The sequence below is a fragment of the Catenulispora pinistramenti genome, assembly GCF_018274385.1.
Taxonomy (GTDB): domain Bacteria; phylum Actinomycetota; class Actinomycetes; order Streptomycetales; family Catenulisporaceae; genus Catenulispora; species Catenulispora pinistramenti.
In genome coordinates this window covers 34,665-51,887 of record NZ_JAAFYZ010000003.1, presented here as the reverse complement: position 1 = coordinate 51,887, position 17,223 = coordinate 34,665, and the positions used below count along the sequence as shown (strand labels likewise).

The following is a 17,223-nucleotide window of genomic DNA, read 5'->3' as shown; positions in this document are numbered from 1 at the left end:
AGCGCTGAGCTTCCCGCCTCCAGCCCGGGCTTGGGAAGCCTACTTTTCAGCACCTTCTCGTGAACCGCCACGGACCTCGGTCTGGGCGTGCTGACCCGCGGCGCCGACTGTCCACGCCTGGTCGAGGGCGCGGGTGATGACGCGCTGCCAGTTGGCCGGGGCATGCGGGTCGCGGTTCGCGATGCCGGCGAGCCAGAGCATGCAGAACAGGTCGTGCTCGGTGAAGTCCGGTGAGAGTGATCCGTCGGCGTGAGCGTCGCGTACGAGGTCTTGTCCGAGGGCGATGGAGCGGTCGCAGATGCCGAGGAGGGCTACTGCGTCCGGGTAGCGGCGCAGGATCGCGTCGTTGAGGGCGGGGTCCTCGCCTTGCAGGTCGATCATGCCGGTGACGAACTCTTCGAGCCGTTCGCGCGGCGTGGTCTTCGCCAGCACGGCGGTCCCGAAGGCCAACAGCTTGCTGCCTGCCACCTCGGGGATCACCGCGTCGATCAGGCCTTCGCGGGAGCCGAAGCGGTTGTAGAGCGTCCCGATGCTGACGCCCGCGGTGCGCGCGATCTCGTCCAGCGAGGCGTCCAGGCCCTTGGCCAGGAAGACCTCGAGCGCGGCGGCCTGGAGTTTCGCGATGTTGTCGCGCGCGTCGCGCCGTAGCGGTCTCGTCTCGGTCATGGTGGCCCCGTTCCATCTTGAGGGTGCACTCAAGTTAGGTGCTATGCTGAATTTTGAGATGGTACTCAACTTACTGGAGAGAGACCCCTGATGGAAATGACAACAGCGGCCAAGGCACCCGCTCGGCTGACGATCGACATGTGGGCAGACGTGCTCTGCCCCTGGTGCTACCTGGGCGAACAGCGGCTGAGCAGCGCCATCGCCAGCTCACCGCACGCCGCCGAGATCGAGGTGAAGGTCCACACTTTCGTCCTCGATCCGGACGCGCCTGCGCGGGTCTCGCCGACTGTGGACTACCTGGCGCACAAGTACGGGATCCCGGTGGCGCAGGCGCGTTCCATGGAGCAGAAGTTGGCCGGGCTGGCCGCGGCCGAGGGCCTGCCCTACGAGGTCGATCGTCTTGCGCGCAACACCTTCGACCAGCTACGCCTCGTGCAGCTGGGGGCCTCGTACGGCGTGGCGTGGGAGTACCTGCGGGCGATGCAGGCCGAAGTGTTCGGCGGGAACCCGGAGGCGTTCGAGCACGACACGCTGGTGCGGATCGGCGAGGAACTCGGTATTCCGGCCGAGGCGGTTCGCGAGGTCCTCGCCACCGACCGCTTCGCAGACGCAGTCCGTGCCGATCACGACGCCGCCGTGGCCCTGGGCGCGCGGGGGGTGCCGTTCACCGTCCTCGGCAACCGGCTCGGCATTCCGGGCGCGGCCGGCGTCGACCAGTACGCCGCCGCCATAGATCAGGCATGGAAGCGGGCTAATGGCTGACGACGGCCCATCCACTCCGGCGCAGCTGGAATAGGTCGACGCCGACGTGCACGGCTACTGCGACGCCGCGACCGGAGTATGTGCGCTGCCTGATACCCCGGCACCGACCGCTGATCCCGTTCTCGGACAACCAAAACAAGGAGATACAGCCATGCCCGTCATCGCCATCGTCGGCGCAGGCCCCGGACTGGGACTCGAGATCGCCCGTGTCTTCGGCAAGGAAGGCTTCGCTGTCGCGCTGATCTCCCGGACCCAGTCGAAACTCGACGAACTCGCCGCCACTCTCGGCTCCGAGGGGATCGAGGCGCGCGGGTTCGCCGGAGACGTCACCGACCCGGACTCGATAGTCGGCGCGCTCACGGCCGCCACTGATGCCTTCGGCGCCATCGACGTCCTCGAATTCTCACCGCTCGACCCGGGCATGGGCTTCGTCGACGCCCTCGACGTCGACCGCGCCAGCCTCGCCCCACAACTGGAGTTCCACCTCTACGGTGGCATCACCGCCGTACGGCAGGTGCTACCGGAGATGATCAAAGCCGGCAAGGGGACCGTCATCGTCACCACCGGCGGTGGTTCGATCACCCCGGTCACCATGATCGGGAACATCAACATCGCCCATGCCGGACTGCGCAACTGGGCGCTCAACCTGCACAACGCCGCCAAGCCGCACGGCGTGCACGTCGCGCACCTGGCCATCAGCGCCTGGATCAACGGCGGCCATCCCGACGCGGACGCCGCCGTCATCGCCCGCGAATACTGGAAGCTCTACGAGGACCCGGAGCGGGCAGAGCACCACCACATCGCGCTCGCCGAGCCGCCGGCTCCCCACGCCTGACCGACACGGCAGCCGAATCACCGGCCCACGGTCGCCTCAGCGCCTGGTCGAATCCCCGACGCTTCAGCAGCACACACGAGATCGCGAAATCGCGACCGGCGAAGCGATCCACCTGATGATCAAGGAAATCCCATGGCCATTCACCGCCTCAACCACGCCGTCCTCCACATCCGCGATCTCGAGCGCAGCGTCGAGTTCTACTCGAACCTGCTCGGCTTCCGCGTCGTGTTCCGCACGCCCAACGCCGCGTTCCTCCAGGCCGAGGGCTCCACCAACGACCACGACCTCGGCTTGTTCCACCTCGGCGCCGACGCCGGTGATTCCGAGGCCGGCGTACGCACGGTCGGGCTCTTCCACCTGGCCTGGGAGGTCCAGACGCTGCCTGAGCTCAAGGACGTCAAGAACCGGCTGGCCGAAGCCGGAGCGCTGGTCAACGAGACCGACCACGGCACCACCAAATCGCTCTACGCCAAGGACCCTGACGGGCTGGAGTTCGAGGTCTGCTGGCTCGTACCCGCCGAACTGCTTCCCGGAATACACCCGGAAGTCGCCTCACCGCTCGACATCGACGCCGATATCAGACGATTCGGCGCCCAGACCCTCAGCGGCGTCGGCGTCTCCACAGCCCTCCCACGCTGAACCCGGCAGGTGAGCTAGTGAGTTGGTGAGCTCCCCCTGCAGGGAAGTCCTCGACCGCATCTTCTCGGGGCCCGTGCCAGTTGCGGCACGGGCCCCGAGAAGATGCGGTCGATGGCGCTGGTGATCAGTGTTTCTCGGGCTGCCTCGGCGGCCTACTTGGCGTCCGTGACTACGGCGATCTGACGGACGAAGGTGGTTTCCACGGCGGAGTGGAGGAGGAAGTCGGCGACGTTTGCGCGGGAGGTCGAGGGGAAGATCGGCAGCTTCGTGACGTCCGGGAGCGCGACGGCGTTGTAGTGGGTGCTGTCGCCGTTGTTCAGCGCTCCGGGGTATTCGAGGGTCCATTTCAGATCGCTGGCCTTCAAGAGCACTTCTGATGCGGCTTTGTCCGCGTAGACCTTTCGAAGCACGGTTCGGAAGAGGGGGCCTACGAGGAATGACGCTTTGGGGAGGGAGTCGCCGACTCCGAAGGCGGACAGGATGACGAAACGGTCCACGCCTGATGTCTTCGCGGATGCGATGACCGCGCGGACGGTGTCGGTGATCAGAGTCGGGGCCTCGCGGGCGTTCTTCACGCCGAGGGCACTGATGATCGCGTCGTGGCCGCGGGCTGCCGTCGCGATCACGGCGGCGTCGGTGACGTCGCCGACGACCGTTTGAGCGCGCGGGTCGACGGTGGCGTCGGGCCGCCGGACGATGGCAGTGACCTGATGCCCCTGGTCGAGTGCCTTCTTCGTGAGGAGCACGCCGGTGCGCCCGGTTGCTCCGAGAACAAGAAATCTCACGGTGGATCGCTCTCCGCCCATCATCAGAACATAGTCAGGATCATCAACTAATCTAGTCAATGAAACTGACTATGTCAAAGCGGAGTCGGGCCTGTTGAAGCCAGCCGGATCCGGTGGCTCGGGGCAGGCGGGACCGGTCGCCGTGGCCGGGTCTACCGCGCGTAGGGGTCGGTGATCTCGCGGAGTTGGTCCAGGATCTGCTGGAGCAGTGTGAAGTTGCGGGTGCCCAGGTATTCCTTCCACTCCGCGAGGATCTCGTCGCGTGTGGCCATGGCCACCTCGACCGCCTGCCGGCCGCGCCGCTCGATCACGATCAGCCGGGCGCGGCCATCCGCGGGGTCGGGGATCCGGCGGACGTAGCCCAGGTTCTCCAGCTGATCGACCATCACGCTGGCGCTCTGCTTGGTCATCTGCGCCTGGTCAGCGAGGTCCGTGAGGCGCGAGCCGTCCTGGGCGACGCGCTGGAACACCCGGCACTGGGCGAGGGTCCAGTCGTCGAACCCGGCGTCCTGCAGGGCTCGGAAAATCCGGTCCTCGGTGTACCGGTACGGGATGAACAGTGACGTCCCCAGATCAACCCGCCGCTCGTCGTCCATGCCGCTCCCAGCTCCGTCGCCCGCGTGATTTTGCAAGGTTCACACCTTACGCCGCCGCCGACCACCTCCTACCTGCCGCTGTTGCCATCGGTTCGGATCCGTGACTAAAGTAGTCATGAAAGCTGACTAGTTCGGATGAGGGTTGGGCCACTCCAACTCAGTTCCGAAACTCGATCTCGGATAAAGGACCAGGACTCATGATTTTGATCACCGGAGCCACCGGCACGGTCGGTTCGGAAGTCATCACAGCACTCCTCCCCACCCAGGCAGGCAACGTCAGGGTTCTCACTCGCAACCCTGGCGCGGTCCTCCCCGACGGCGTCCAGAAGGTCGTGGCCGATCTCGGTGAGAGCGATCTGGCGCCCGTGCTGGATGGTGTGCGGGCGGTGTTCTTGCTGACCGACGGGCTCCACATCGCCGCACACGATCAGCGGCTCATAGCCGCGGCGCAGCGAGCGGGCGTGAAGCGGATCGTCAAGCTGTCCGTGCGCAACGTCGGACACGACGCCACCGACCCGATCACCGCCTTGCACCGGGCCGGTGAGGAGGCGATCCGCGCCAGCGGCATCGGGTGGACGTTCCTGCGGCCCACCGCGTTCATGTCCAACGCGCTCAACTGGGCGGGGATGATCGCGGCCGACCAGGTCGTGTACGCCCCGTTCGCCGCCGGCCGGGCCGCTGTCGTCGACCCGGCGGACATCGCGGCGGTCGCAGTGGCCTGTCTCACCGAGGAGGGCCACGATCACCGCGTGTACGAACTCACCGGCCCCGACCCGCTCAGCCCCTCCGACCAGGTCGCGATCCTCGGCCGGGTGCTGGGCCGCGACCTGCGCTACGCCGAAGCCGACCCGGCCGGCACGCTCGCGCAGATGGTGTCCTATGGCATGTCCGAGGAGCACGCGCACGCCGTCATCGAGCTCTTCCGCTCGACCGTCGAACCGTACAACTCCGAGCCGACGGGTGACGTCACCGTCGTCACCGGCCGTTCGGCACGCAGCTTTACCGACTGGGCCCAGGCCCACCGCAACGAGTTCCCCGCTCCCGAAGCCGGCCAGCACGCCGCGACCATCGAGGAGTCACGATGACGGCCTCCGGCCCCGGGGTCGACACCCACGAGATGGTTCTGATCCACCGTGTCATCCGGCGTGAGTTCGGCCGACTCCCCCGGCTGTTCCGCTCCGCGGCCGACGACCGGGCACGATCGAAAGTCGTCGGTGCGCACGCCCGGGAGATGCTGGACTTCCTGCACACGCACCACACCGGCGAGGACGAGCTGCTCTTTCCCTTGCTGCGCAAGCGGACCACGCTCGACCCGGATCTCATGGACCGGATGGACGCACAGCACGCACAGGTCGACGACACCGTCGCGGCCCTCAACGCGGAACTGCCGGCGTGGACAGCGACCGCCGACGCGGCCATCGGCGAGAAGATGGCCGCCCGCATCGAAGCCACGTTGCCGACGCTGATCGATCACCTGGCCGAGGAGGAGGAGAAGCTGCTCCCGGTCGTCTCGGCGACCCTGACGCAGAGCGAATGGGACGCACTCGGCAAGCACGGCATGAGCGCGATCCCGCTCACCCGGCGACTGGTCATCCTCGGCCACATCACCGAGGAAGCCGACGACGCGGAACGCCAGCAGTTCATGCAGGTCGTACCCGCCCCAGCCCGTTTGGCCTACAGGCTGATCGGCCACCGCCAGTTCACCCGCGAAGCCGCCGCACTCCGAGGTTGACCCGGCTCGGGGCCCGGCGATGGCATGCCTGGCAGCGGCGTACCCGGCAGCGGCGATCAGCTAGACCTGCGCTCGGATCTCCGCCGCGGCCCGTTCCCCGGACCGCACCGCCGAGTCCAGCGTCATGTTGTCCACGTCGGTGTGCTCCCCCGCGAAGTGGACGCGGCCTTCCTGGACTGCTTCGTACCCTGCGATGGTCGTGTACTGGCCGACCTCGTAGTAGTGGTACGCGCCCAAGTGCCACGGGTCGCGGCTCCAGTGGTCCTCGTAGGCGCGGCCGTTGTACGCCGCTTTTGTTCCCGGATACAGGTTCTCGATCTGGTTCAGGAACCAGGTCACGTCGGCTGCCGGGGCCGGGCCGTGGGCCGCGCCGGTCAGCGTGTTCTGCGCCACGTTGCCGCCGGGGAAGTTCACCAACAGCGCCGGAGCGCCCTTGGCGCCGAGGTTCACCGAGCCGTCCCAGGCGCTCTGGTAGCCGGTCGGGCCGGTGTTGCTGACGCCGTTGCCGCCTGCGGCCGGCCAGGTCTTGGCGGTGAGCTGGAGCACCAGTTTCGCGTTCTGGCCCATGCCCTGCTGCTGGATCGCGGTGTTCTTCAGCGCCGACAATCCGGCGCGGCTGTAGTCGACGTTCCTCAACGTCCGGAACGGCAGGGCCAGGACTACGTGGTCCGCGACGGTGGTCACCGTGGTGCCGGCCGCGTCGAAGGTCAGGGTGTAGCTGCCATCAGAGTTCTGGCATATGGCGATCAGCTGGTGCCCCTGCTGAACCGTCCCGGCCGGGAGTTGTCCGAGCATGCCGGTGACCAGTTGGTCGTTGCCGCCGGCCAGGTGGTACTTCTCGTCGAAGCCGGCGGAGCTGTCGAAGGTCTTCGACGAGCCCAGGAATCCGATCAGCCCGATCGCGGACGCCGACCCCGGCTCGCCGCCGGACTGGAGTTGGAGCGTCTCGATGAGCTGGGTCAGCGGCGCACCCGAGGACAGGCCGATGGACGCCAGGTAGTCCAGGCACGACATCTGGTCCAGGCGCGCGGCCTGGGCGGTGTAGGAGTTGTAGCGCGGCGTTCCCATCGCCTGGTACGAGGCGCTGAACGCGGAGTAGGCGTCGGCGACCCAGTCCTGCTGCTGCCGCTTGCTGGGATAGGAGGCGCTGTTGATCCAGGCGGCGTAGTTGCCCGAGTCCAGCGCGCCGCCGTTGGCGTATTCGGTGGACAGGCCGAGAGCGGTGGCGAGGTTCAGGACCGCGGTGTCGGTGGAGCTGATGAACGACCCGCCGTGCTCGCTGACCTGGCCGCCGGCGAAGAAGCCGCGCAGCGACCAGCACCGGCCGCCGAGGTGCGACGTGTCGGCCTCGTACACCGTCGAGGCGACGCCGTCTTGGGTCCACAAGCTGTGCGCACAGCGCAGCCCGGCCAGCCCGGCGCCGACGATCACCACTCGCGGCGACGTCGCGGCGTTGGCGCGCGGGGCCCGGATCAGCGCCGTGGCGGCTGCCGCGCCCGCGGCTCCGGCCAGCACCGTACGGCGCGACACCGCGCGCGAGGCCCAGTACCGCTCGGCCCGGCCGGAAGCCGCGGCTCGGACTTGAGCCTGGTCCCGGTCTTGAGCCTGGTCCCGGTCTTGGGCCTGGGCCCGGGCCTGGGCCCGGTGCACGTGCTCGGCGCGCATTCCGGTCAGCTCATCGACCGGTATCCCGGTCCGGCGCGACTCCCCCTCGGCGGCGAACGCCTGGCGCAGGGCGCTGGGTATTCCGCTTCCGGTTCTCACGGTTCCGCTGGTTGGCACAGACATAAGCACTCCCGGGTCGGGAAACAGTGGAGGCGATGACCCAGGAGTGAACCGCCTCACAACGCTGATGTCAACGCTGTTGCGCTGTCGTCTCGGCGCTGGGCGCCCCGGCCCCGGCCGGGTCCGTGACGGCTCGCGCCTCGGCCGCGCGCCGCTCGATCTTGTCCAGCAGCGCCTCGATCCGGGCGGCGTAGATCTCCTCGTGCGTCACCGCCGCCAGCTCCTCGACCAGGCCCGCGATGTACGGGAAGCGCTGGCGGTCGGCCAGCCGGTACTCCCGGCTCCACGCCGACTCATCGCCCTCGCGCTCGGTCGGCGCGAACATCTGCAGTGCGGCGTGCTGGCCGACGTAGGCCAGCACCGAGTCGCCGAACATGCGGTAGTGCACGACCGCGTCGGGGCCGCTGAGCCCGGCCTCGTGGACCGCGCCGAGGATCAGCTCCACGATGCGGAACTCGTTCGGCCTGCGGGTGGTGCGCGAGGCCATCAGGGAGCTGACGACCGGGTACTTCATGCCGACCCGCAGCGACTCGGCGGCCAGCGTGCGCAGCCGGTCGCGCCAGGGCAGGCCGTGCGGGACGCCGTCCAGCGCCTCGCCCAGGGTGCGGTCGGCGACCGAGAGCAGCAGTTCGTCCTTGTCGCGGAAGTGGCGGTAGATCGCGGTGGGATCGCAGCCGAGTTCCTGTCCGAGGCGGCGCACGGTGAACGCGTCGTCGCCGCCGCGTGCCGCGACGCGCAGTGAGGCCTCGATGATCGCCTCGGGTGACAGCTGGCTTCCGGAGCGCTTGCTGGCTCCGGGCCGCGCCGATGAATGAGTGGCCATGGTGCCGGCCAGTATAACGAGACGGAAACGGGTCAGCGCAACAGTGTTGACATCGGCGTTGCGCTGCGCTTCGATCCTCGATCAAGCGGCAGAGGCCGCAGGTGGAGGGGCGAGGATGCGAAACGCTGTGAGCGCCGAAGGTACCGGTCCGGTTCCGGATCGAGGTTCGGGCGTCGGTTCGGGTGCCGGTTCGGCCGCGGGTTCGGCCGCGGGGCCGAGTCCGCGGACCCCGGACGCGGCGACGGCCCAGACCGTGTTCGTCGGCGGCCGGGCGTTCATCGACGGAGCGCCGCGCCCGGTGGCCGTGGCCGTGCACGCCGGACGCATCGTGGCGGCGGCTGCCGAGACCGAAGTCAGACCCCTGATCGGCCCGGCCACCGACGTCGTCGACCTGGCCGGCGGCCTGCTGGTCCCCGGCTTCGTCGACGCGCACAACCACGCCGCCTTCGCCGGTCTGCAGCTCACCCGCTGCGACATGTCCGGCCAGGACGAGGCCGACCAGTACCTCAAGACCGTCGCGGACTACGCGGCCGCACACCCCGACGCGCCCTGGATCCTCGGTGGCGGCTGGTCGATGGACAGCTTCCCCGGCGGCATCCCGACCCGGCACCAACTGGACGCCGTCGTCCCGGACCGCCCCGTGTACCTGACGGTCCGCGACGGCCACGGCGCCTGGGTCAACACCCGCGCACTGGAACTGGCCGGCCTCACGAAGGACACTGCCGACCCGGCGGACGGCCGCATCGAGCGCGAGCCGGACGGCACCCCGATCGGCATGCTCCAGGAAGGAGCCATGGACCTGGTCCCGGTCCCGGTCGCCACCCGCGCCGACGCGGTCGCCGGCCTGCTGGCCGCCCAGCACCACCTGTTCACGCTGGGCATCACCGGCTGGCAGGACGCGATGATCGGCGACCATCCCGGTAATCCCGATAATTACGACGTCTATCGGGACGCCGCGCGCAGCGGCGAGCTCAAGGCGCGTGTCGTGGGGGCGCTGTGGTGGAACCGCGAGCGCGGCCTGGAACAGATCCCTGACATCCTCCAGCGCCGCGCGTCCGGGACGGTCGGGCGGTTCGGCGCCACCACCGTGAAGCTGATGCTCGACGGCATCGCCGAGAACTTCACCGCGGCGATGCTCGAGCCCTACCTGGACCGCTGCGGCTGCGCCACCGCCAACCGCGGCCTGAGCTTCATCGACCCGGACGTGCTGCGCGAGGCCGTTCGCCGACTGGACGCCGACGGCTTCCAACTGCACTTCCACGCCCTCGGCGACCGCGCCGTGCGGCAGGCGCTGGACGTGCTGGAAGCGGCGCGCGCCGCGAACGGCGCCAACGACCAGCGGCATCACCTGGCCCACGTCCAGGTCGTGGATCCCGACGACGTCCCGCGCTTCGCCGCCCTGGACGCCGCGGCGAACATCCAGACGCTGTGGGCCGCGCACGAACGGCAGATGGACGAACTCACCATCCCGTTCCTCGGCGCCCAGCGCGCGGCGCAGCAGTACCCGTTCGGCGACCTGGCGCGGGCCGGAGCCCGGCTGGTCGCCGGCAGCGACTGGAACGTCAGCAGCCCGGATCCGCTGCTCGGCATGCACGTGGCCGTGAACCGGTCGCGGCTCGGCGAGAATCCCGAACCCTTCTATCCGGAACAGGCGCTCACCCTGGCGCAGGCGCTCACCGCCTACACCGAGGGCAGCGCGTGGATCAACCACCTGGACGACCGGACCGGGACCATCGCGGTCGGCAAGCTCGCCGACCTCGCGGTGCTGGACCGGGACCCGTTCGCGCACCCGGCCGAGGAGATCGGGGCCACGCGGGTGCGGCGGACCTACGTCGAGGGCGAACTCGTCTTCGCCGCCGACGCCTGAGCGGGCCGCGACGCGATCCCGCGGTCCGCGACGCAATCCCGCGGTCCACAACAGAACGCCCGCGATCCGCGACAGAACCCTGACTGACCGACGTCCCGAGGAGAGAGCTGTGACTGTGACCATCCGAGGCCGGCGCGGGGCGCTGGCCGCGGCGACGGCGCTGCTGCTGGCCGTGAGCGCGGCGGCCTGCAGCGGCAAGGCCGGATCGAGCGGGTCCAAGAGCGGCGCCGGCGGTTCCGCCGACGGCCGGACCTCCTACCAGCTCACCGCCGACACCGGCACCCCGAAGGGCGACCTGGACTCCTTCACCTGGTCGATCTTCGCCGAGCCGTCGTCGCTGGACTACACGCAGGCCTTCGACTACCCGCCGAACCAGGTGCTGGCCAATGTCTGCGAGAGCCTGCTGCGCTGGAACCCGGACCTGACGACCTCGCCGGGCCTGGCCACCGACTGGAAGAACCCTGATCCCAAGACCTGGGTCTTCGACATCCGGGCCGGCGTGAAGTTCCACGACGGCACCACGCTGACCGCCGACGACGTCGTGGCCTCGCTCAATCGCAACCTGGACCCGGCCGTGGCCAGCGTGTGGGCGAATCAGTACCGCAACGTCGACAAGATCGAGAAGACCGGGCCGCTCCAGGTGACCGTACATCTGAAGAACCCTGACTCGACGTTCCTGGAGTACATGGCGGCCAGCCCCGGGACCGTGGAGTCAGCCGCCACGCTGGCCGCCGACGGCAAGGACTACGGCGGCCCGGCCAAGGGGGTGAACTGCACCGGCCCGTTCGCCTTCAGCTCCTGGCAGCCCGGTCAGTCCATCGTCCTCAAGCGGTTCGACGACTACTGGGACCCGAGCCTGAAGGCCCACAGCAAGCAGGTGAAGTTCGTCTTCATCGTGGACCCGACCGCCCGGGTCAACGCGTTCCAGACCGGCGAGGTGGACGGCGGCTGGATGGTGCCGCCGGGCTCGTATGCGCAGCTGGCGCCCAACGTCTACTTCGGCAAGTCCACGACCGTCGCCGACGAGGTGGTCTCGAATCTGAGCGGTCCGCTCGGCGACCCGCGGGTGCGGCAGGCGCTGTTGATGGCCACCGATCGCAAGGGCATCATCAACGCCGGCGACGGCGGAGTCGGGGAGGTCGCCGACTCGCTGGTCACCGCGGACAACTGGAACAACGCCCCGGACGCGGAGAAGAAGGCCGGGACCACGGGCCTGCCGTCGTATCCGTACGACAAGGCCAAGGCGAAGGCTCTGGCCCAGGCGGCCGGCGTGCACGGCCAAGAGGTGGTGATCGCCACCAGCCCGCTGGACACCCAGACCACGATCATCACCCAGGCGATCGCGCAGGCCTGCAGCGACATCGGTCTGACGCCGAAGATCGACACCATCTCGGCCGACAAGTACACGGCACTGTTCACCGACCCGGCGGCGCGCAAGGGCGTCGACCTGTTCCTGACGTTCTGGTACACGTCGATCACCGATCCGCTGGACATGTATGCCTCGCTGGAGACCGGTTCCTACAGCAACTACGGGAACTACTCGAACAAGGACTTCGACTCGGCCTTCGAGCAGGCCGTCGCCTCCTCCGACCCGGCGGCGCGAGCGCAGGCCACGCAGAAGGCGCAGCAGATCGCGCTGACGGACCTGCCGTGGCTGCCGTTGTACTTCGAGCCGGTGAGCGTGTATCTGGGCTCGAAGATCACCGGGCTGAAGCCGTCGATCGACTACCTGTACTACCCGTGGGCCGCCGAGATCGGGTCACGGTGAAAAGCGCGAACCTCGGCCCTGTGATGTGGCTGCGCAGGGTCGGCGCGATGGCGCTGACCCTGCTGGTCACCTCGTTCCTGGTCTTCTCCTCGCTGTACCTGGCGCCCGGCGATCCGGTGGCGTTCCTGGTGAAGGGCCGCTCGCCGAGTCCGGACCAGCTGGCCGCGATCCGGCACGAGTACGGCTTCGACAAGCCGTTCCCGGTCCGCTACTGGGACTGGCTGACGGGCATGCTGCACGGCGATTTCGGGCAGTCCTACCAGCTGCACGCCAGCGTGGCCTCGGTGATCGGCTCCCGGTTGCCGTCCACGCTGCTGCTGGTCGGGCTGTCCACGGTGCTGATCGTGGTGTTCGGCGTCGGGCTCGGGATCTTCGGCGCGCTGCGCAAGGGCAAGGGCGTCGTGGTGCTGGTGACGGTCGGCGCCGCGGTGCCGTCGTTCACCGCGGCCATCGTCCTGCGCTCGGTGTTCGGGGTCAGGCTCGGGTGGTTCCCGACCGTGGGCACCGGATCAGGGTTCGGCGACGAGCTGCACCACATGGTGCTGCCGGCGGTCGCGCTCACGATCACCTTCATGGCGCTGGTCACCCGGGTGACGCGGGCGTCGATGCTGGAGGAGCTGGGACGCGAGCACGTCGAGGTGGTGACCAGCCGGGGGCTGTCGCGCTCGACGGTGATCCGGCGGCACGTGCTGCGCAACGCGCTCGGCCCGGTGGTGACCGTGTCGGGCCTGCTGATCTCCGGCCTGCTGGTCTCCACGGCGATCGTGGAGTCGGCGTTCGGGATGAACGGTGTGGGGTCGTTGCTGGTGACCAGCGTGGACCACATGGACTTCCCGGTGGTGCAGGCGATCGTGCTGCTGGTGGTCGCGACGTTCGTGGTGGTGAACACGGTGGTGGACCTGGTGTATCCGCTGATCGATCCGAGAGTGCGGGCGGCGTGATGAGTACGGCGACGGTTTCACATCCACGGCTCCAGTCCCGGCTCGGGGGTTGGGCGGCCCGGCTGGGACGGCTGACCTGGCCGGTGCGGATCTGCGCGGTGCTGTTGGTACTGGTCGGGCTCGGCGCGGTGTTCGCACCCTGGCTCGAGCCCTACGACCCGACCGACGGCGACTTGTCGAACACGTTGGTCGCGATGAGCGGCGCGCACTGGCTCGGCACCGACGCCGGCGGCCACGACACCTTCTCCCAGCTGCTGGCCGGCGGCCGGACGAGTCTGCTCGGGCCGTTGGGCGTGGTGCTGTTCTCCACGGTGTTCGGGGCGTTGGTCGGCTTGTTCAGCGCGTGGCGCGGCGGCTGGGTGGATGCCTTGATCGGGCGGGTGCTGGACGTCATGTTCGCGTTCCCGTCGTTGTTGCTGGCGATTCTCGCGGTGGCGTTGTTCGGCAAGGGGCTGGGTGCGCCGGTGGTCGCGATGGCGATCGCCTACATGCCTTACACGGCGCGGCTCGTACGTAGCCTGACCGCCCAGGAGAAGACGCGTCCTTATATAGCCGCGTACCGGGTGCAGGGGCACTCCCCCGCCTTCATCGCGCTGCGCCGGCTGCTGCCGGCCGTCGGGCCGACGATTCTGGCGCAGTCGACGGTGAACTTCGGCTACGCGCTGCTGGACCTGGCGGCGTTGTCGTTCCTGGGGCTGGGCGTCCAGCCGCCGACGCCGGACTGGGGCGCGATGATCAACCAGAGCCAGGCCGCGGTGTTGGAGGGCCAGCCGCTGTCCGCGGTGCTGCCGGCGGTGCTGGTGGTCGTGGTGGTCGTCGCGGTGACCGTGATCGGCGAGCACTTCGGGGACCGGCTGGCCGGACGGGAGGCGAAGGCGTGAACACCTTGCTCGACATCAAAGGCCTGACGGTGGCGATGGCCGGCCTCGGGCGCCCGATCCTGGACGAGGTCTCGCTGGCGGTGCACGACGGCGAGGCGGTCGCCCTGGTCGGCGAGTCCGGTTCGGGGAAGTCGGTCACGGCGCGGACCGCGCTGGGGCTGTTCCCGGGCGGCGCCACCGTCTCAGGGTCCGTAGTCGTCGGCGGCACCGAGGTGGTCGCCGCCGGCCCAGGGGACTTGCGGCGGGTCCGGACCTCGGTCGCGTCCATGATCTTCCAGGACCCGCGGGCCGGGGTGAACCCGGTCCGGCGGATCGGCGACTTCCTGACCGAACCGCTTCGGCGGATCCAGGGCAGGTCCAAGGCTGAGGCGACGGCGCAGGCGCTGGAGCTGCTCGGCGCGGTGGGCATGCCGGACCCGCCGCGGCATCTGCGGCAGTTCCCGCACGAACTGTCCGGCGGGATGCTGCAACGAGTGATGATCGCCTACGCGTTGACCGCCGATCCGCGGCTGCTGCTGTGCGACGAGCCGACGACCGCGCTGGACGTCACGACGCAGGCCGAGATCATGGCGATCCTCGGTCGGCTGCGCCGGGACCGCGGACTGGGGATCCTGCTGATCACCCACGATCTGGACCTGGCAGCCTCGGTCTGCGACCGGGTCTACGTGATGTACGCGGGCCGGATCATGGAAGCGGCGCCCTCGGCCGCGCTCACCTCCGTACCGCGGCACCCCTACACCCGCGGCCTGCTCGGCTCGGCACCGCCGCTGACCGGGCCGATGCCCCGGCTGGCGCCGATCCCCGGCGCACCGCTGGGGCTCGCCGAAGCGGTCAGCGGGTGCCCGTTCGCCGCACGGTGTGCGCACGTGGTGCCAGGGCTCTGCGACGCCACGACCCCGACGCTGGAGCGGCACGGGGACTCGCAGGTCGCCTGCCTGCGGGCCGCGGAACTGATCGACGAAACCCAAGGAGAGGGGCTGCGATGAGCACGCCGCTGCTCGACGTCACGGGCCTGTGCAAGACATACGGCACGAACGTCGCCGTCTCGGACCTGTCCTTCACGCTGCCCGCCGGCGGATCCCTCGGCCTGGTCGGCGAATCCGGCTCCGGCAAGACCACGACCGCCCGGATGCTGATCGGTCTGGAGCGCCCGGACCGGGGCCAGATCCTGGTGAAGGGCGAGCCGCTGGCCGCCGCCTCGCGGCTGGCCCGGGCCAAGGCGGTGCAGATCGTCTTCCAGGACCCCTACTTGTCGCTCGACCCGCGCCTGACGATCCGCGCGGCCCTGGACGACGTCCTGCGCCTGCACCGTCACCCGGACCGGGCGGCGCGCGTCACCGAGCTGCTCGACCAGGTCGGGCTGGGAGCGCGGGAGGCGGCGGCGAAGCCGCGCGGGCTGTCCGGCGGCCAGCGGCAGCGGGCCGCCATCGCCCGGGCGCTGGCGGTGGAACCGGACGTGCTGGTCCTGGACGAAGCCGTCTCGGCGCTCGACGTCTCGATCCAGGCCCAGGTACTGAACGTGCTGGCCGACATCCGCCGGGAGACCGGCATCGGCATCGTCTTCGTCAGCCACGACCTGGCCGTCGTGCGCTACCTCTGCGACGAGGCGCTGGTGTTGCATCGAGGCGTGGTCGTCGAACGCGGAGCGATCGAGGCGCTGCTCACCGATCCGCAGGACCCGTATACCAGGCTGCTGATCTCTTCGGTGCCGCATGCGGGATGGAGCCCCGAGGAGATCTCCGAGCAGCGGCGCGCGCTTCAGCAGAGGTCTTGATCCGCGCCGCTACCCGCTATGTCTCGACAACTGTCGACCTCGGCTCCCGCCCCCGCACGACCTCGAAAGCGAGGCTCAACTCCGCCACTTGCCGGGGGTCCGACAATGAGCGCCCGGTTCGCTCCTCCAGGCGCCGAAGGCGGTAGCGCACCGTGTTCGGGTGGACGTGGAGGCGCCGTGCCGTCTCCTCGGCCGAGCCGGAGCAGTCCAGCCACGCGCCGAACGTGTCCAGCAGCAGGACCCGGTCCTCGCCCGGCATGGTGTCGAGTCCGGCCAGGATCGCGCGGGCCAGCCGCCTCATCACGTCCGGGGCGCTGGCCGCTGCCACCGATAGCGGGTCCCGCCCGAAAACCACGACCCGGCCTTGGTCTGCGGCGCCGCGCAGGGCGATCTGCGCCAGCCGTACGGCCTGCGAGGTGGCTGCCAGGTCCTCATACAGGGGGCTGACACCGACCCGGCTCGCGCCGTCCGCGTCGAGCTTCTCGATCAGCCGGTCGAACTGGTCGCCGGGGCGCGGCAGGCTGGCCACACCGACTTCCAGGTCGTGCGTGAGCTGCCAGGCGGAACCGATGCCCAGGGCGTCGAGTGTCTGCTCGATGCTCGGCAGTGCCGACTCCGCGATCGCGGCCACTCGCGCGGCGATCACCACATACGGGCCTCGGTGCGGGAGCCGTAAGAGGTCTGCGGCTTCCCACAGTTCGGGGTCGGCCAGGTTCCCTTCCAGCAGCGCCTGCACCAACGCCGAGCGCCTGCGCACCTGCTTGCGGACCCGCGCTTCCAGCTCGACACGGTAGCTCTCGGACATGGCGGTGGTGAAGTCGTGAAGGTGCCGCCAGGACTTGGTCGCGAGCAGGATCACCGCGGCCGCCGACCACCCGTCGCGGGCTCCGGCTTCGGCGAGTTCCTCCCACAGGAAGGTCGCCCCGATCTGGTAGGCGTCGAACAGCGCCGACATCGGGACGCCGTCGCGTACGCCGGCCCGCCCGGTGTCGGCCGGTGCCGAGCCGGCCGGGGGCCGGCCGCCGAGCACGGTCAGGAGCTGGTTGATGTTCTGGGCACAGGTGACCCGCAGTTCGGGCTCGGCCACCAGGGAACGCAATACGGCCGACTCGGCCAGGATGTGCGCGGCCGTGAGATCGGCCAGCTCGTCGAGCCGTTCCGCGAACCGCGCCACGAGGGCCCGGGCCTCAGCCTCGACCTCCGGCGAATGAGCTGCCGCCATACTTGGAGATGCTAGTCGCGGGGCTATCTCCGCGAAGGTCGAATCGCGCAGCCGTCGCGATCTGGTCCCGGCCTTCGCGATCCGGACACGGCCTTCGCGCCGTGCGGGGGGCCTGCTGTCGTACAGGCCCGGCTCAGACAATCTCCG

At 69.5% G+C, this 17,223-nt stretch carries 17 protein-coding genes; 11 read left to right on the top strand and 6 right to left on the bottom strand.

The annotated features are described in order from the left end of the window. Positions 1-39: 39 nt before the first annotated feature. The gene (locus tag KGQ19_RS01170) at positions 40-666 is read right to left on the bottom strand and encodes a TetR/AcrR family transcriptional regulator (RefSeq protein WP_212007135.1); all 627 of its coding nucleotides are present in this window, start codon (positions 664-666) and stop codon (positions 40-42) included. Positions 667-756: 90 nt separating this feature from the next. On the opposite strand from KGQ19_RS01170, the gene KGQ19_RS01165 reads away from it, so the two are divergent. From KGQ19_RS01165 to KGQ19_RS01155, 3 genes are all read left to right on the top strand, one after another. Then, on the top strand, positions 757-1,428 hold the full coding sequence (locus tag KGQ19_RS01165) for a DsbA family oxidoreductase (RefSeq protein ID WP_212007134.1): 672 nt from the start codon (positions 757-759) through the stop codon (positions 1,426-1,428). Between the two features lie 151 nt (positions 1,429-1,579). After that, positions 1,580-2,263 (top strand): SDR family NAD(P)-dependent oxidoreductase, encoded by a 684-nt coding sequence (locus tag KGQ19_RS01160; RefSeq protein WP_212007133.1) that lies wholly within the window; start codon positions 1,580-1,582, stop codon positions 2,261-2,263. Between the two features lie 132 nt (positions 2,264-2,395). Next, positions 2,396-2,902: a VOC family protein gene (locus KGQ19_RS01155; protein WP_212007132.1), complete on the top strand. Its 507-nt coding sequence runs from the start codon at positions 2,396-2,398 to the stop codon at positions 2,900-2,902. 152 nt (positions 2,903-3,054) lie between these two features. Here KGQ19_RS01155 and KGQ19_RS01150 read toward each other — a convergent pair whose 3' ends face one another. Together KGQ19_RS01150 and KGQ19_RS01145 are read right to left on the bottom strand one after the other, a co-directional pair. Beyond that, positions 3,055-3,711, bottom strand: coding sequence for an NAD(P)-dependent oxidoreductase (locus KGQ19_RS01150; RefSeq protein ID WP_230418032.1), 657 nt, complete (start codon positions 3,709-3,711; stop codon positions 3,055-3,057). A 128-nt stretch (positions 3,712-3,839) separates the two neighbouring features. Further along, positions 3,840-4,283: a MarR family winged helix-turn-helix transcriptional regulator gene (locus KGQ19_RS01145; RefSeq protein ID WP_212007218.1), complete on the bottom strand. Its 444-nt coding sequence runs from the start codon at positions 4,281-4,283 to the stop codon at positions 3,840-3,842. Positions 4,284-4,480: 197 nt separating this feature from the next. On the opposite strand from KGQ19_RS01145, the gene KGQ19_RS01140 reads away from it, so the two are divergent. Both KGQ19_RS01140 and KGQ19_RS01135 read left to right on the top strand, forming a co-directional pair. After that, complete coding sequence (locus KGQ19_RS01140) at positions 4,481-5,368, top strand: NmrA family NAD(P)-binding protein (RefSeq protein WP_212007131.1); 888 nt, start codon at positions 4,481-4,483, stop codon at positions 5,366-5,368. Further along, the gene (locus tag KGQ19_RS01135; protein WP_212007130.1) at positions 5,365-6,015 is read left to right on the top strand and encodes a hemerythrin domain-containing protein; all 651 of its coding nucleotides are present in this window, start codon (positions 5,365-5,367) and stop codon (positions 6,013-6,015) included. Before KGQ19_RS01140 ends, KGQ19_RS01135 begins: the two co-directional genes overlap by 4 nt. 60 nt (positions 6,016-6,075) lie before the next feature. Here KGQ19_RS01135 and KGQ19_RS01130 read toward each other — a convergent pair whose 3' ends face one another. Both KGQ19_RS01130 and KGQ19_RS01125 read right to left on the bottom strand, forming a co-directional pair. Then, positions 6,076-7,779 (bottom strand): flavin monoamine oxidase family protein, encoded by a 1,704-nt coding sequence (locus tag KGQ19_RS01130; protein WP_212007129.1) that lies wholly within the window; start codon positions 7,777-7,779, stop codon positions 6,076-6,078. A gap of 91 nt (positions 7,780-7,870) precedes the next feature. Then, entirely contained in the window at positions 7,871-8,623 is a 753-nt protein-coding gene (locus KGQ19_RS01125; RefSeq protein WP_212007128.1) for a TetR/AcrR family transcriptional regulator, read from the bottom strand. 253 nt (positions 8,624-8,876) lie between these two features. Between KGQ19_RS01125 and KGQ19_RS01120 the strand changes: the two genes are divergently transcribed. The 6 genes from KGQ19_RS01120 (at position 8,877) to KGQ19_RS01095 (ending at position 15,854) form a co-directional block, all read left to right on the top strand. Further along, the gene (locus tag KGQ19_RS01120; RefSeq protein WP_413562476.1) at positions 8,877-10,490 is read left to right on the top strand and encodes an amidohydrolase; all 1,614 of its coding nucleotides are present in this window, start codon (positions 8,877-8,879) and stop codon (positions 10,488-10,490) included. A 109-nt stretch (positions 10,491-10,599) separates the two neighbouring features. Next, positions 10,600-12,258, top strand: coding sequence for an ABC transporter substrate-binding protein (locus KGQ19_RS01115; protein WP_212007126.1), 1,659 nt, complete (start codon positions 10,600-10,602; stop codon positions 12,256-12,258). 23 nt (positions 12,259-12,281) lie between these two features. Next, positions 12,282-13,199 (top strand): ABC transporter permease, encoded by a 918-nt coding sequence (locus tag KGQ19_RS01110; RefSeq protein ID WP_212007125.1) that lies wholly within the window; start codon positions 12,282-12,284, stop codon positions 13,197-13,199. After that, positions 13,199-14,080, top strand: coding sequence for an ABC transporter permease (locus KGQ19_RS01105; RefSeq protein WP_212007124.1), 882 nt, complete (start codon positions 13,199-13,201; stop codon positions 14,078-14,080). Before KGQ19_RS01110 ends, KGQ19_RS01105 begins: the two co-directional genes overlap by 1 nt. Then, the gene (locus KGQ19_RS01100; protein WP_212007123.1) at positions 14,077-15,066 is read left to right on the top strand and encodes an ABC transporter ATP-binding protein; all 990 of its coding nucleotides are present in this window, start codon (positions 14,077-14,079) and stop codon (positions 15,064-15,066) included. The genes KGQ19_RS01105 and KGQ19_RS01100 overlap by 4 nt, the downstream gene beginning before the upstream one ends. Further along, complete coding sequence (locus KGQ19_RS01095) at positions 15,063-15,854, top strand: ABC transporter ATP-binding protein (protein ID WP_212007122.1); 792 nt, start codon at positions 15,063-15,065, stop codon at positions 15,852-15,854. Before KGQ19_RS01100 ends, KGQ19_RS01095 begins: the two co-directional genes overlap by 4 nt. 16 nt (positions 15,855-15,870) lie before the next feature. On the opposite strand, the gene KGQ19_RS50820 is transcribed toward KGQ19_RS01095, so the two are convergent. Continuing rightward, positions 15,871-17,076, bottom strand: a complete 1,206-nt coding sequence (locus tag KGQ19_RS50820; protein ID WP_212007121.1) for a PucR family transcriptional regulator — start codon at positions 17,074-17,076, stop codon at positions 15,871-15,873. Between the last annotated feature and the right edge of the window lie 147 nt (positions 17,077-17,223).

Coding starts and splice junctions, on each gene's coding strand:
- KGQ19_RS01170 (WP_212007135.1), bottom strand. CDS start 666: ATGACCGAGACGAGACCGCTACGGCGCGACGCGCGCGACAACATCGCG.
- KGQ19_RS01165 (WP_212007134.1), top strand. CDS start 757: ATGGAAATGACAACAGCGGCCAAGGCACCCGCTCGGCTGACGATCGAC.
- KGQ19_RS01160 (WP_212007133.1), top strand. CDS start 1,580: ATGCCCGTCATCGCCATCGTCGGCGCAGGCCCCGGACTGGGACTCGAG.
- KGQ19_RS01155 (WP_212007132.1), top strand. CDS start 2,396: ATGGCCATTCACCGCCTCAACCACGCCGTCCTCCACATCCGCGATCTC.
- KGQ19_RS01150 (WP_230418032.1), bottom strand. CDS start 3,711: ATGATGGGCGGAGAGCGATCCACCGTGAGATTTCTTGTTCTCGGAGCA.
- KGQ19_RS01145 (WP_212007218.1), bottom strand. CDS start 4,283: ATGGACGACGAGCGGCGGGTTGATCTGGGGACGTCACTGTTCATCCCG.
- KGQ19_RS01140 (WP_212007131.1), top strand. CDS start 4,481: ATGATTTTGATCACCGGAGCCACCGGCACGGTCGGTTCGGAAGTCATC.
- KGQ19_RS01135 (WP_212007130.1), top strand. CDS start 5,365: ATGACGGCCTCCGGCCCCGGGGTCGACACCCACGAGATGGTTCTGATC.
- KGQ19_RS01125 (WP_212007128.1), bottom strand. CDS start 8,623: ATGGCCACTCATTCATCGGCGCGGCCCGGAGCCAGCAAGCGCTCCGGA.
- KGQ19_RS01110 (WP_212007125.1), top strand. CDS start 12,282: ATGTGGCTGCGCAGGGTCGGCGCGATGGCGCTGACCCTGCTGGTCACC.
- KGQ19_RS01105 (WP_212007124.1), top strand. CDS start 13,199: ATGAGTACGGCGACGGTTTCACATCCACGGCTCCAGTCCCGGCTCGGG.
- KGQ19_RS01095 (WP_212007122.1), top strand. CDS start 15,063: ATGAGCACGCCGCTGCTCGACGTCACGGGCCTGTGCAAGACATACGGC.
- KGQ19_RS50820 (WP_212007121.1), bottom strand. CDS start 17,076: ATGGCGGCAGCTCATTCGCCGGAGGTCGAGGCTGAGGCCCGGGCCCTC.